The 12731-nt window shown below is 67.5% G+C and carries 18 protein-coding genes; all 18 read left to right on the top strand.

All coding sequences use genetic code 11. The annotated features are described in order from the left end of the window. The first annotated feature begins 2 nt into the window (after positions 1 to 2). The 18 genes from CP982_RS07390 to CP982_RS07300 all read left to right on the top strand — a co-directional run bounded on the left by CP982_RS07390 (position 3) and on the right by CP982_RS07300 (position 12680). On the top strand, positions 3 to 845 hold the full coding sequence (locus tag CP982_RS07390; RefSeq protein WP_150509766.1) for a hypothetical protein: 843 nt from the start codon (positions 3 to 5) through the stop codon (positions 843 to 845). Next, positions 836 to 1129 carry a hypothetical protein gene (locus CP982_RS07385; protein WP_150509765.1) on the top strand — a complete coding sequence of 98 codons (294 nt, stop codon included), beginning with the start codon at positions 836 to 838 and terminating at the stop codon, positions 1127 to 1129. Before CP982_RS07390 ends, CP982_RS07385 begins: the two co-directional genes overlap by 10 nt. Before the next feature lie 15 nt (positions 1130 to 1144). Beyond that, positions 1145 to 1792, top strand: a complete 648-nt coding sequence (locus tag CP982_RS07380; RefSeq protein ID WP_150509764.1) for a glycosyltransferase family 2 protein — start codon at positions 1145 to 1147, stop codon at positions 1790 to 1792. 47 nt (positions 1793 to 1839) lie between these two features. Continuing rightward, on the top strand, positions 1840 to 3099 hold the full coding sequence (locus tag CP982_RS07375) for a Rossmann-fold NAD(P)-binding domain-containing protein (RefSeq protein WP_150509763.1): 1260 nt from the start codon (positions 1840 to 1842) through the stop codon (positions 3097 to 3099). 5 nt (positions 3100 to 3104) lie between these two features. Then, complete coding sequence (locus CP982_RS07370) at positions 3105 to 3692, top strand: class I SAM-dependent methyltransferase (RefSeq protein WP_150509762.1); 588 nt, start codon at positions 3105 to 3107, stop codon at positions 3690 to 3692. After that, positions 3689 to 4372, top strand: coding sequence for a galactosyltransferase-related protein (locus tag CP982_RS07365; RefSeq protein WP_170316383.1), 684 nt, complete (start codon positions 3689 to 3691; stop codon positions 4370 to 4372). Before CP982_RS07370 ends, CP982_RS07365 begins: the two co-directional genes overlap by 4 nt. Positions 4373 to 4390: 18 nt before the next feature. Next, positions 4391 to 4753 carry a hypothetical protein gene (locus tag CP982_RS07360; protein ID WP_150509760.1) on the top strand — a complete coding sequence of 121 codons (363 nt, stop codon included), beginning with the start codon at positions 4391 to 4393 and terminating at the stop codon, positions 4751 to 4753. A 21-nt stretch (positions 4754 to 4774) separates the two neighbouring features. Further along, complete coding sequence (locus CP982_RS07355) at positions 4775 to 4978, top strand: hypothetical protein (RefSeq protein WP_150509759.1); 204 nt, start codon at positions 4775 to 4777, stop codon at positions 4976 to 4978. A 17-nt stretch (positions 4979 to 4995) separates the two neighbouring features. Further along, positions 4996 to 5415 (top strand): hypothetical protein, encoded by a 420-nt coding sequence (locus CP982_RS07350; RefSeq protein ID WP_150509758.1) that lies wholly within the window; start codon positions 4996 to 4998, stop codon positions 5413 to 5415. Positions 5416 to 5441: 26 nt separating this feature from the next. Then, a complete protein-coding gene (locus tag CP982_RS41575) occupies positions 5442 to 5618 on the top strand; it encodes a hypothetical protein (protein WP_170316382.1) in 177 nt (58 codons plus the stop codon). Further along, positions 5618 to 5992, top strand: coding sequence for a hypothetical protein (locus CP982_RS07345; RefSeq protein ID WP_150509757.1), 375 nt, complete (start codon positions 5618 to 5620; stop codon positions 5990 to 5992). The genes CP982_RS41575 and CP982_RS07345 overlap by 1 nt, the downstream gene beginning before the upstream one ends. Positions 5993 to 6304: 312 nt before the next feature. Next, positions 6305 to 6559 carry a hypothetical protein gene (locus CP982_RS07335; RefSeq protein ID WP_150509755.1) on the top strand — a complete coding sequence of 85 codons (255 nt, stop codon included), beginning with the start codon at positions 6305 to 6307 and terminating at the stop codon, positions 6557 to 6559. A gap of 2 nt (positions 6560 to 6561) precedes the next feature. Continuing rightward, positions 6562 to 6780 (top strand): hypothetical protein, encoded by a 219-nt coding sequence (locus CP982_RS07330; RefSeq protein ID WP_150509754.1) that lies wholly within the window; start codon positions 6562 to 6564, stop codon positions 6778 to 6780. A gap of 746 nt (positions 6781 to 7526) precedes the next feature. Continuing rightward, positions 7527 to 8153: a bifunctional DNA primase/polymerase gene (locus tag CP982_RS07320; RefSeq protein ID WP_150509752.1), complete on the top strand. Its 627-nt coding sequence runs from the start codon at positions 7527 to 7529 to the stop codon at positions 8151 to 8153. Between the two features lie 68 nt (positions 8154 to 8221). Further along, positions 8222 to 8680 carry a phage terminase small subunit gene (locus tag CP982_RS07315; RefSeq protein WP_229879488.1) on the top strand — a complete coding sequence of 153 codons (459 nt, stop codon included), beginning with the start codon at positions 8222 to 8224 and terminating at the stop codon, positions 8678 to 8680. Next, positions 8673 to 10421, top strand: coding sequence for a terminase (locus CP982_RS07310; RefSeq protein ID WP_229879486.1), 1749 nt, complete (start codon positions 8673 to 8675; stop codon positions 10419 to 10421). Before CP982_RS07315 ends, CP982_RS07310 begins: the two co-directional genes overlap by 8 nt. Next, a complete protein-coding gene (locus CP982_RS07305) occupies positions 10418 to 11887 on the top strand; it encodes a phage portal protein (protein ID WP_150509750.1) in 1470 nt (489 codons plus the stop codon). Before CP982_RS07310 ends, CP982_RS07305 begins: the two co-directional genes overlap by 4 nt. Next, a complete protein-coding gene (locus CP982_RS07300) occupies positions 11865 to 12680 on the top strand; it encodes a VG15 protein (protein WP_150509749.1) in 816 nt (271 codons plus the stop codon). Before CP982_RS07305 ends, CP982_RS07300 begins: the two co-directional genes overlap by 23 nt. Positions 12681 to 12731: the final 51 nt, after the last annotated feature.

Raw genomic sequence — 12731 nt, 5'->3', positions numbered from 1 at the left:
CGATGGCCTTGATCGGCACCCTCGTCGACACGTTCAACGACAACGTGATCGGCCCGGAGTGGGGCAACTCCTACGGTGGCGCGACTGAGACCGGTGGCCGGGCCAGGTTGCCGTGCGTGGCAGGCCAGTACTCCGGCTACCAGACCGCCAAGGACTGGACGTTGGCAGGCAGTAGTGCCTACGTGCAGCTGCCCGTGGCCGCTGCCGCGAACGGCGCTTCGACGGAGGCGCAGACAGCGTTCCAGATCATTCAGGCGACCGCCGGAACCTACCTCTCCATCAACATCAACACTGTCGCGGGCACCATCAGGTTCGAGTCCAACGTGGGCTACACCGACGGCTCCGCGGTCTCCCTCACCTACAACTCGTCGACGCACGCCTGGCTCCGTATCCGCGAAACCGGTGGAAACGTCCTGTGGGACACCTCGACGGACGGCTCCTCCTGGACCAACCGCCGGACCCTAGCCACCCCCGCCTGGGTGACCAGCGGCACCAACGCCCTCGCGGTGGAACTCCTCTCCTACCGCAACAACGGCAGCACGAACTTCAGCGAGTTCGACAACTTCAACACCGCGGCCAGCAGTGCAGCGGTCTACCTGATGTCCGCCAGCCTCACCGCCGACGGCGCCCAGACCGCCGCTCTCACCCCCTCCGCGGTCCTCGGCGCCTCCCTCGACGCCAGCGGCAGCCTCGACGCGTCCGCCACCCAAGCCGCCGTCCTTACGGCCAGCCTGTCCGCCAGCTCCCGGCTCGGCGCCCAGACCGACGCAGCCGTCCGCGACGACCTCACCACCCACATCAGCGAGCCCCACAGCGGATGGACGGTGACCGGCCCGTGGATCTAGCCGCCCTCTCCACCGAATACGTGAAGATCACCGTCGTGGCCAAGGCAGGCGGCGCCAGCCTCAACCTCGGCGCCCCACCCGAGTTCGCATTCCTCGCCGACGGCACCACCCCCGACACCGGCGACTGGCACACCGGCGAATGGCTCGCACCCCACGCCCGCATCCTCATCGGACCCGAAGGCGGCGAAACCACCCTCACCGAAGGCGACTACCGCGTGTGGATCAAATTCGCGGGCGGCACCGAAACCCCCATCCACCGCACCGGCACCCTCACCATCTACTGAGAGGGGCCCGCGCCGTTGATCTCCGTGCTCCTGCCCTCGCGAGGGAGACCCCAGAGCCTCAGCGACTCCATCGACAGCCTTCTCGACCACGCCGACAGGCCCGGCTGCATCGAGATCCTCACCGGCGCCGACCCGGACGACCCGGACACCTATGAGATCAATCTGCCCTGGCAGGCGATCCCCTGGACAGCCCCCGAACGGTACGGATACTCACGCCTCCACGAGTACGTCAACCAGCTCGCCGCCAAGGCAAGCGGGGACTGGCTGATGCTGTGGAACGACGACGCCCGCATGCTCAACGACGGCTGGGACACGGCAGTCCACAAGCAGCCGCCCTCGGTGCTGTGGCCGTACAGCAACGACATCCCGACCTGCAACACTTTCCCGATCTGGCCACGCGCCTGGACCGACCACCTCGGCCACGTCAGCCTTTCGCCGCACTGCGACTCGTGGATCCAATACCTCGGCCAGACCCTCGGCCTGCACCAGCGCGTTGACGTGCACATCCTCCACGACCGCGACGACCTCACCGGCGGCCACAACGACCAGACCCGCGCCGAGTCCCTCGCCGGCTACCGCACCACCGACTACGGAAGCGCCGCCATGGAAACCGCCCGCGCCGCTGACGTCGCAACTCTGAAAACCCTACTCAACATCGCCTGACGGCCGGGCACGCGCCCGGACCCGCGCCCCGGAAGGTAACCCTGCGCATGGCACGCATCGGCTGGATCGGCCTCGGGAAACTCGGCATCGTCTGCGCCTTGACCCTCGCCAAACATGGCGGGCACACCGTGACCGGCTACGACCCGTCACCACGACCCGCCGACATCCTTCACGGAGCAGCCCCGCCACCGCAGGAAGAAGGCATCGAGGCGCTACTGGCCGGGGCCTCCCTCACCCTGGCCTCCTCCGCGTCGGCTGTCGTGGCCAGCACCGACAGTGTCGTATTCGTCGCCGTGCAGACGCCCCACAGCCCCGCCTACGGCGGCGAACAGACCATGCCCGACGAGCCCAACGACTTCGAGTACCAGTACCTCGTCCAGGCCATCCGCGACCTCTGCCGCTCCGCCGCACTGCAGGAGAAACCGATCACCATCGCGGTCATCTCCACCTGCCTTCCCGGCACCATGAACCGGCTGATCCGACCGCTCCTCAACAAGTGGACGACCCTCGTCTACAACCCCGCCTTCATCGCCATGGGCACGACGATCGCCGACTACCTCCACCCCGAGTTCGTACTCCTCGGCGCAGACGACCCCCGGCACACCGAGCCGATCCTCGACATTTACGCCACAGTCCATGACCGGCCCGCTCAGATCATGGGCATGGAGTCGGCGGAGCTCACGAAAGTCGCTTACAACGTCGTCATCTCCACCAAGATTGTCGTAGCGAACGCGCTGATGGAGATCTGCCACAAGACCGGCGCTGACTGCGACGACGTGGCCGACGCCCTAGCTAAGGCCACAGACCGAGTCGTATCGCCCAAGTACATGCGCGGAGGCATGGGCGACGGCGGCCACTGCCACCCCCGCGACATCATCGCCATGTCCTGGCTCGCCCAACGCCTCGACCTCTCCACCGACGTCCTCGGCTACATGGTCCAAGCACGCGAAGCCCAAACCGGCTGGCTCGCCGACCTCGCACAGCAGTGGGCGGAACAGACCGGCCTCGACGTCATGATCCTCGGTAAGGCGTACAAGCCCGGATCCGACCTCACTGGCGGCAGCCCTGCCCTCCTCCTCGCACACCAGCTTCGCGAGCGCGGTGTCGACGCCCAGCACTGGGACCCCCACGTCGACACCGAAGGCCCCTGGTTCGACGCGGTCACGCCAGCAGTGTTCGTCGTGGGCACCCGGCACGACGCGTTTCTCCACCTCAGCATCGCCCCCGGCTCCGTGGTCATCGACCCGCACGGCTACATGCCCGACCAGCCCGGCGTCACCACCATCCGCGTCGGCAGGAAGGGGTGACCGCCGTGAACCCCGAGGACGTCATCGCCGCCTGGGACCAGCCCGGCGCCACCGCCTCCATCCACCCCACCCGCGGCATCAGCGAAGGCGCCTACTGGGCATCCGGCGAAGCGCAGGCCGAACTCCTCGCCCGTGACATCCTCGCGGGCAGCCGCGTCATGGACTTCGGCTGTGGGGATGGCCGTGTCGCCGTCCCGCTGCGCGCGCTCGGATACGACGTCACCGGCGTCGACGCCGCTCCACGGATGCTGGCCGCGCTGAAGAAGCACGCCCCAGACCTGCCGACGTTCCAGTCCGACGGATCCGACTTCGGCAAGCACGTTGGCCGCCGCAAGTTCGACGCCGTGTACTGCCTCGCTGTACTCATCCACCACAGCCACGCCACCGGCGAGCAGCTCGTCGAACGCCTCCGGGCGGTCGTCCGCAAGGGTGGTCTCCTCGTCCTCGACTGGCCCGTCGCCGACGAGCCCGCCGAGACCGACGCATGGATCGGCGTCACCACCTGGTCCCGCGAACAGCAGGACAACATCACCACACGGCTTGGCCTGGAACGACTGGACGTCGACCGGCCGTGGGCGGTGTACCAGGCATGACCGTCGGCGTCGTCATCCCGTGGCGGCCCGGCACCCCGGAGCGGAACGCCCACCACGAATACGTGCGCGCTCACCTCGCGGCGCTGCTGCCTGACGCGATCCACCTCGATGTCGACAGTGGCCACGAACCGTTCTCCCGCGCCGGAAGCCGAAACGAAGGCGTCCGCCAAGCCGAAGCCGCTGGCGCCGACGTCGTGGTGCTGTGCGACGCCGACACCCTCGCCGAGCCCGAGCCCGTCCACGAGGCCATCGCCACAGCTGCGGACGGCCGCCTCCACCTCCCGTACAGCTGGTACCGCGGACTCACCCGCGACGGCACACGCGCTTACCTCGCGGGCGCACAGGCAGCGGACTGCCCGGTCGACCTCGAACATGGATGGGCCACCGGCGGCGTCCTCATTATCCAACCAGCCAGCTGGTGGGCCATGGGCGGCATGGACGAACGGTTCACCGGCTGGGGCTTCGAGGATGCGGCAGCGAGGATCTGCGCCGACGCACTCCTCGGCCCGACGGGCACACACGAGGGCACGATCACCCACCTGTGGCACCCGCAGGAGTCCGGCCTCGGCAGCCCCCAGCACGTCGCCAACGGCCAGCTCTGCCAGCGCTACGTCGACGCCACAGGCAAGCCCGAAGCGATCCGCGCCCTCATCGCCGAACGCACTTCGGTACCCGCCTGAACCGGAAGGCCCGCGCCCATGGCCCGCCACCACATCACCATCGCGATGCGGCCACTGCGGCTGATCGAACGCCTCTGGTACTGGCGCCTCGGCATCCCGGCGCCCCTCGCGTCCGGCCCCTCACCGGCGAAGCGGGAAGCCTGGATCCGGCTCCTGCCGCAGTCCTGGACCCGCATCCACCACCGGTACGCGGAGCGCCACGGCTACTACTGGCTGCCGTGCATCCTCTGCACCAGGCCATACGGCGGGCACCAGTACGCCGGCAGCATCCCCGACCCCGTGTACGGGCCCGGCTCCGGCCGCAGCGTCGGTATCTGCCCGCACTGCACACGCCGTGGACGGCACGTCGAGCTCGACCACGACGACCTGCCGATCTACTGATCCCACGGAAGGCCCGCGCCCATGGCTTCCCCCGACCCCACCGACTTCACCCTCCATGCCGAGCCCTACACCGACGGCACCAGCGCCATCCTCGCCCTCCGCTGCCCTGGCTGTCTCGGCTACGAACTCGGCAACTGGGACCCCAGGTACGACGACAACGCCACACCTAGTGTCGCCGACATCCTCGCCGCCACCGCCGCCCACGAACACGTCCTCATCGGCTAAACCCCGGAGCCCGCGCCATGGATCTCCACGCCTGGATCACCCAGCAAGTCGACCGCGTTGAACAACTGCTGGACGAGTACGAGTGGCCGCCCAGCCAGAGTGAAAGCGTCCGCCTCCGCTGCGAGGCCGACCGCCGCATCCTCACCCGGCACACGCTCGACCTCGACTGCACCTACGAACCCGCCTGCAAAGGCTGCCGCACCTACGGCGACCAGGACATGGCGTGGACCGACAACCTCAACGACTGCCCCGAACTCCTCGACCTCGCCCACGCACACGGCATCACCGACAAGATCCTCGCCAGCCTCGACCGGCCCCCGCCGCCCAAGCCGACACCGGCACAGCAGCGACGACTTCGCGAACAAGCCCGACTCATCGTCCCTATCACCACCAGCGACGTACCCGACGCACTACGCGGGCCCCACTGGAAGCCGTAACCGACCACCCCACAGGAGCCCGCGCCATGGCCCGCTACCTCATCACCTTCGACGACGGCAGCACCCAGAACCTCACCGCCGACACGGTTGAGTACGACGGCGACCAGTACACGGCCTACGCCAACAATCAAGTGAAGGCGTTCATTCAACCTCTCGACGTCCGAAGCATCGTCCGCCTGGACGGACAGGCGGCAGACGCCTGATGGCCCGCCTGCAGATCCTCGAACTCCCCGAAGGCGCCGCAGACGACCGGCCCCCGTTCGTGCTCATCATCGACCAATACGAAGACACCGACGTCACCCCCGGCATCACACAGGAATCACGGCTGCTGCGCTACCAGGGAATGGCCGACCAGATCGGCGCCCGCGCCGTCCTCGTCTTCGAAGAGCCCATCGACATCCCAGCCAACGACGTCCCTCTCGACGCCGACGGCCACCCAGTGAAAATCCGCGTCGAGCCCGACTTCGACCAGTTCCGCGAACAGGTACAGGACGAGATCGCCAAGGCACAGGGCGAACTCGCTGCAGCACTCCGGCGACGTGGCCTGCCAGCAACGGAGACGCAGGAGGACGGATGAGCGGCGGCTGGAAAGGGAGCACACGACGCCAACGGCTCCCCTCGAACTGGGAATCTGCAACCCGTCCCGCAGCACACGCCCGCAACCCCGAACACATCTGCCACCTCTGCGGACAACCCGGCGGCGACTACCTCGACCACAAGAACCCCGGCGACGACCACAGCCTCGACAACCTCGACTGGGCACACGACCGCGTAGCGCCCCACTGCCATCGCTACAAGTCGTCGCAGGAAGGCAACGCCGCCAAGGCAGCCAACCCGCGCCCAGGACGGCGACGCCCACCCGAGCAGCACCCCGGACTGAGGTGACGCCATGCTCAGCTTCAACATCCCCGTAGCCCCTGGCGAGAACCCCGAAGCAGTCGCACGGACACAGATCCTGTGGAAGGCACACGTGAAACAGGTCCACCTGCAACGCCCGATCCTGTTCACCGTCACCCGCATCACGGACAGCTTCAACACGCTTGCCAAGGTCATGGGGCTGCCGCAAGACCCTGAGCCCCGTCAGTACTACCGAGTCGACGCCAGGACCAACGACTGCCCCGGCGACAAGTCAGTTGGCGCCTGACCATGCCCGCCTACCTCATCGTCCACAACGAACGCCGCGGCGAAGACACCCTCCTCGAAGACGACCCCCTCAACTTCGAACTCGACGACGGCTGGATCGTCTTCCACGACCAACACGGACCCTGCTACGCCGTACCCCGCGAACAAGTCCGCAACATCATGCGCATCGACCCACAACAGAACGACGAGCCAGACCAAGAGGGCGAGCCCGACAGGCGGTGAACTGCTATGGCCAGCAAGGGGCGAGGCGGACGCAGCCAGCGAGGCAACGCCGAAGCGCTACGTCGCTACTGGGGTCTGTCAGGCGCGGGCGGAGCACGCATCCGCTGGGGAACAGCAGGAGACTGGCGACGCTGCAACCGGCTCCTCAGCAGGTACCTCGGCGCACGGGCCAAGGGGTACTGCCAACTGATGCACATCCGGTCGACGGGGGTCGCGACGGGCAGCCGGCTCAATCCCGGTCGGCGCCGCACCCGGTGAGGGCAGTGCGTGCCGGCGCTCGGCGGTGGTGGCACGCGGTGTCCGGGAGGCAGGGACGTCGTGGCGGGCAGTGCCTGTGTGCGCCTCGTCTTGATCCGCGCTTCGGCGTCGGGTATCGACGTGGTCTGCTTGAGATCATCAAGGTCAACTCGCTCGTGATCCTTTATCACTGATCGCTTGTCGAGCGGCCGTTCGAGTCTCGATCCAGGCGGCAGCCTCGATCTTGAGGCGAGCGGCTCGCGACGATCATCTCGGACGCCCACCTTGATCACGGCAGCCAAGATCAACCCTGGGGGAAGATCCCCCACCAAGATCCCTCCGGATCGGGGGCGTATAGCACCTGACATCGCCCCCGGGTTTCCAAGGCCCCTGACCTGCGGGTATGCCCTACCGGTCTAGTCCACTCGATGGGCTAGGCAGTGTCGCGAGATGGTAACCATGCAGGTCAAAGCACTGTAGTCGTTAACAGTCAGCTGTATCCTGGATGCATGCCAGAGACGCTTCGGAGTTGCGAGCACTGCGGGGGAGATCTGCCGGTCATGCACCGGTCGGATCGCCGCTACTGCTCGAACTCGCATCGCGTCCTCGCGGCTCGGGCCCGCAAGCGTGAACGTGACGCCGTCCTTGCCGCCGAGCAGCAGGCCCGCATCCCGGCCGAGTTGACGTCGCGTCCGCGCTGGGTGCGTCACAAGGACAAGGTGCCGATGCGCACCGATGGCCGTTTCGCCTCGGTGAAGGACCCGTCGTCCTGGTCGGACTATGCCGCGGTCGCCGCATCGAACACCGGCGACGGTGTCGGCTTCGTCCTGACGGCCGGCGACGGCATCGTGGTCGTCGACCTGGACCACGCGGTCGAGGACGGAAGCGTCCTTCCGTGGGCGCAGGCGATCGTAGACCGGTTGCCGCCGACGTACATGGAGCGTGGCCGGTCCGGTACTGGCCTGCATCTGTGGTTCCGCGGCGCGGTTCCGCATGGTCGACGCATCCGCAAGGGGGAGTTGGCGTTCGAGGTGTACTCGGATCGCCGCTACATCATCGTCGGCGACCGGGTTCCGGGTACGCCGCTCAGTCTTGCCGTGCTGCCTGATGCGGCCGGTTTGATCGCCTCGCTCTGACGCCCTGGCGGCGTCCCCGAGTTGGGGCGTCGTTGTTTCCAGCCCTCTGCGCGCCCTGGTGGCGTGCCATGACCCTGGAGGTCGTCATGGGCGCTCGTGGACCTATCGGTAAGCGCTCTGAGGAGCGCATGGGCCATCGCTCGAAGAAGGAGAAGGACTCCGTCACGAAGGCACCGTCAGGGGCGCCGACGGACCTTCCTGCACTGCCGGAACCGGATGAGCTCTGGCATCCGATCGCGAAGGACTGGTACCTGTCGCTGCGCGAGTCCGGCCAGGCCATGTTCTATCAGGCGTCGGACTGGGCGACTGCACGGTATGCCGCGGAACTCATGTCGCGCGGACTGTCGTCGGACCGGCCGCCGAACGGACAGTACGTTGCCGCCCTCAACAGCCTGCTGGGCAGCCTGTTGACGACGGAAGGGGATCGTCGGCGCGTCCGTATGGAGTTGGAGCGGAAGAAGCCCGCGGGCTCGGGCCGGGCGAGCGTGACGGCACTGGATGATTACCGCTCCGCCTTCGGTGGCTGAGCAGACGATCGAGGCAGTCCCGGACACGATCACGCCTGTTGTGATCGGGCCGACGTGGACGCGGGGCGAGGATGGCCTGTTTATCCGGCCCCTGTTCACGCTGGGCTGGCATGTCCTTCTCTGGACGGCCGCGTATCTGCAGCACCGGGGCTTGCCGTGGCGGTACACGAGCGAGCAGGTCCGCTTGATCCTGTGGTGGTTCGCCATCGATCCGGAGACGGGGGCGTTCTGCTACCGGGATGCTGTGTTGCAGCGCTTGAAGGGGTGGGGCAAGGACCCGTTCGGGGCGACGCTGTGTGCTGTCGAGTTCGTCGGCCCGTCCCGGTGGTTGGGGCGGATTGCCGGGCCTGACGATGAGAGCGGGGTGCCGGAGGGGCAGCCGGTCGGTGAGCCGCATCCGGAGCCGTGGGTGCAGGTCGCAGCGGTTTCCAAGGATCAGACCCGCAACACAATGATCATCTTTGGGTCGCTCTTCACACCCCAGGCCAAGTCCGAGTTCGGGATCGAGATCGGCAAGGAAGTCGTCTACGCCCACAAGGGCCTGGCCCGCATCGAGGCCGTCACCTCCTCGCCTCGCGCGCTTGAGGGCGGCCGTACAACGTTCACGCTCCTCAACGAGACACACCACTGGATCGATTCGAATCAAGGCCACGAGATGGCGGCGACGATCGAGCGGAACGCCACCAAGTCGGCGGACGGATCGGCGCGAACGTTCGCCATCACCAACGCGTTCGAACCCGGCGAGGACTCGGTCGCTGAGCAGACGCGCGATGCCTATGAGGCAGCTGAGGCCGGGCGGGCTGAGGACCCGGGCATTCTGTACGACTCTCTGGAGGCCCCGCCGGAGGCGAAGCTGACCAAGCCGTGGCTGGCGAAGGTCATCGAGGCGGTACGGGGCGACTCCACGTGGCTCGACATCCCCCGCATCGTGAAGTCGATCCTTGATCCACGCAATCCTCCCTCGCGCAGCAGGCGGTTCTGGTTCAACCAGATCGTTGCTGCCGAGGATGCGTGGATGGCCCGCTACGAGTGGGACGCCTGCAAGCGTGATGACCTGCGGCTTGCTGACGGTGATGAGGTCGTCATGTTCTTCGACGGCTCCAAGAGCGACGATGCCACAGGCCTGGTGGCCTGCCGTGTGTCAGACGGCCTTGTGTCGGCCTTGGGTGTGTGGCAGAAGCCATCGAACTGGCCGACGCCGAACACGCCGGGCTTCGTGCCGTACCGGGTGCCGCGCGACGAAGTGCATGGGGTGGTGGAGAACGCGTTCGCGCGGTTCAAGGTCGTGGCGTTCTTCGCAGACCCTGGCTCGGGCCAGGATGACGACGACGGCGAGATGTACTGGGACTCCTACATCGACACCTGGGGCCAGACGTGGGGCGCCAAGCTCGCGCTCCGGTCGGTGCTGTCCGGGCCGAAGGCGCATGCGGTGCGCTGGGATATGCGCGACAGCCGGAATCAGGAGACGTTCACAGAGGCTGTGAAGCGGGCGCACGCGGATGTTCTGCAGCGACAGCTCGTGCATGACGGGCACAAGGTGCTGCGCACGCACGTGATCAACGCCAGGCGTCGGACGAACCGCTGGGGCGTCACGATCGGCAAGGAGCACCGCGAGAGCGCACGGAAGATCGACCTCGCGGTGTGCATGGTCGGAGCCCGGATGCTGCGCCGGATGATCCTCAACTCTCCGAAGCGTAAGAAGCGCACGCCAGGCAAGGGACGGGTGGTGGTGCTGCGGTGACCGTCTCGATTCCTGATCTTCCGCTGGTGTATCTGTCGGACGATGAGCTCGCTCTGATCAACATGTTGCGGGCGGACATGCTGCGGGATCGTCATGCTCTTCAGTTGCGGGATGCGTACTTCAACGGCGAGCAGTTGGTGCGTGATCTGGGGATCAGTATTCCGCCGCAGCTCAAGAGCCTGCACACGGTGATCGGCTGGCCGCGGGTGGGTGTCGAGTCGCTGGAGGAGCGCCTTGATCTGGAGGCGTTCCGGTGGGCGGACGGTGCGGATTCGTCGGAGCTGGCGGAGATCGCCGAGGCGAATGATCTGTTCGACGAGTCGAGTCTCGCGCATCTGGATGCGCTGGTGTACGGACGCGAGTATCTGGCGGTCGGTTCGGGCGACTGTGGTGGGGACTGCCCTCCGCTGATCTCCGCCGAGTCGCCGCTGGACATGACGGTCCGGTGGGACGCCCGCGTCCGCATGAGCACCGCGGCGCTGCGCGAGTGTGCGGCGGACACGTACCTCGAGGCGGGGCCTGAGGAGCGGATGCTGGTCTTGTATCTGCCGGATCAGACGGTGATGTGCCTGCCGTCGGAGTCGGGCGGCTGGGAGGTCGTCGACCGGGATATACACGGCCTTGGTGTGGTGCCGGTGGTGCGGATGGCGAACCGGCAGCGGACCGCGGACCGGGTCGGCAGGTCGGAGATCACCCCCGAGGTCATGTCGATCACGGATGCGGCGTGCCGCCGGCTGATGGGCATGGAGGTCGCGGCTGAGTTCTTCGGGGCCCCGCAGCGGTACATCCTTGGGGCGGCGGAGTCGGCGTTCCAGGACGCTGAGGGCAACGCGAAAAGCGCGTGGGAGACCTACGTTGGCCGCGTGCTCGCCCTGGAGCGGGACGAGGACGGCAACTTGCCGTCCGTGGGCCAGTTCGCGGCACATGACCCGACCGGCATGACGAAGATCATCGACTTGTACGCCAGGATCATGTCGTCGCAGTTCGGGCTTCCGCCGCACATGCTTGGCTACACCACCGACAACCCCGCCTCCGCCGACGCGATCCGTTCCACTGAGGCGAAGCTGGTCAAGCGCTCCGAACGTCGGATCCGGCGTTTCGGCGCCTCCTGGCAGCAGGCCATGCGCCTCGCCCTGTGGATCCGTGACGGGGAGCCGCCGGACAAGGCGCGCCGTATCGAGACGGTGTGGCGCAACCCGGCGACGCCGACCGTGGCAGCCCAGGTGGACGCCACCGTCAAGCTCGTGCAGGCCGGGGTCCTCCCGGCCGACTCGGACGTGACGCTGGAGATGGCCGGGTTCACCGAGGCGCAGCGGCAGCGTGTCGCCGCGGACCGCCGCCGCACTGCGGGCCGGGCTGGGAGCACCGCGCTGATGGACCGCCTGGCCGAACTCGGCTCCGGCACCAGCAGCGGCGTAGCGGCTGATCCGTCGGAGGCCGACCTTGGCATCGACGACCTCGGATAGCAGTGCGAGCGTCACGCGCTGGCGGCAAGCACAGTTCGGGCTGACCACGCTGCTCCTGCGGGACCTGCGAGGGCTGCGCCGTCTGATCAACCCTGCCCGTCTGCAGGCCACGGTGCCGGCGTGGATCGAAGCGGTAGCGGCCCTGGTGGCCCGCTACTCGGAGGTCGCCGCGACGCTGGCCGCAGACTTCTACGACGGCGAGCGCGAGGCTGCTGGCATGCCGGGCCCGTTCACGGTGCCGCTGGCCGATGGCCCGCCGGATGAGCAGACGTCGAACTCTCTGCGGTGGGCCACGAAGGATCTGTGGCCCCGCGCTGAGGGCGAGGCGACAGTCGCGCAGTTGGAGCCGCTCGACAGACGCCTGGAAGCGGCGATGTCGAAGGCGGACGGGGCGGTCGAACGGCTGGTGCTGAACGCTGGCCGGGAGACGGTGCAGGATGCGGTCCGGCAGGACCGCGGGGCGGTCGCCTACGCGCGGGCCGCGGCGCTCAGCTGCTGCTCCTTCTGTGCCCTCATGTCCAGCCGCGGGGCGATCTATAAAGATCGCGGAGCGGTGGGCGAGGACGCGAATGAGCAGTTCATCGGCAACGACAGTGTGATCAAGTATCACAACTTCTGTCGGTGCCAGCCGATACCCGTGTTCCGCGGGCAGTCCTTCGAGTTGTCGCCCAAAGCCCGGGAGTGGGACCGCATCTATCGCGAGTTCGCCCAAGGCCATCCGGGTCAGCAGCTTCGGCTCTTCCGCGCGGCGCTAGCCGAGCAGCGCGCGCAAGCGGATCCCGGTTCTTTCTGATCGACGAGGTCGCCCTGGTGGCGGCCTTTCTCATTTCCACAGCCCCTGGAG

Source organism: Streptomyces spectabilis, from assembly GCF_008704795.1.
In the GTDB taxonomy this organism is placed as follows: Bacteria; Actinomycetota; Actinomycetes; order Streptomycetales; family Streptomycetaceae; genus Streptomyces; species Streptomyces spectabilis.
This window is presented reverse-complemented; position numbering and strand designations above follow the sequence as displayed.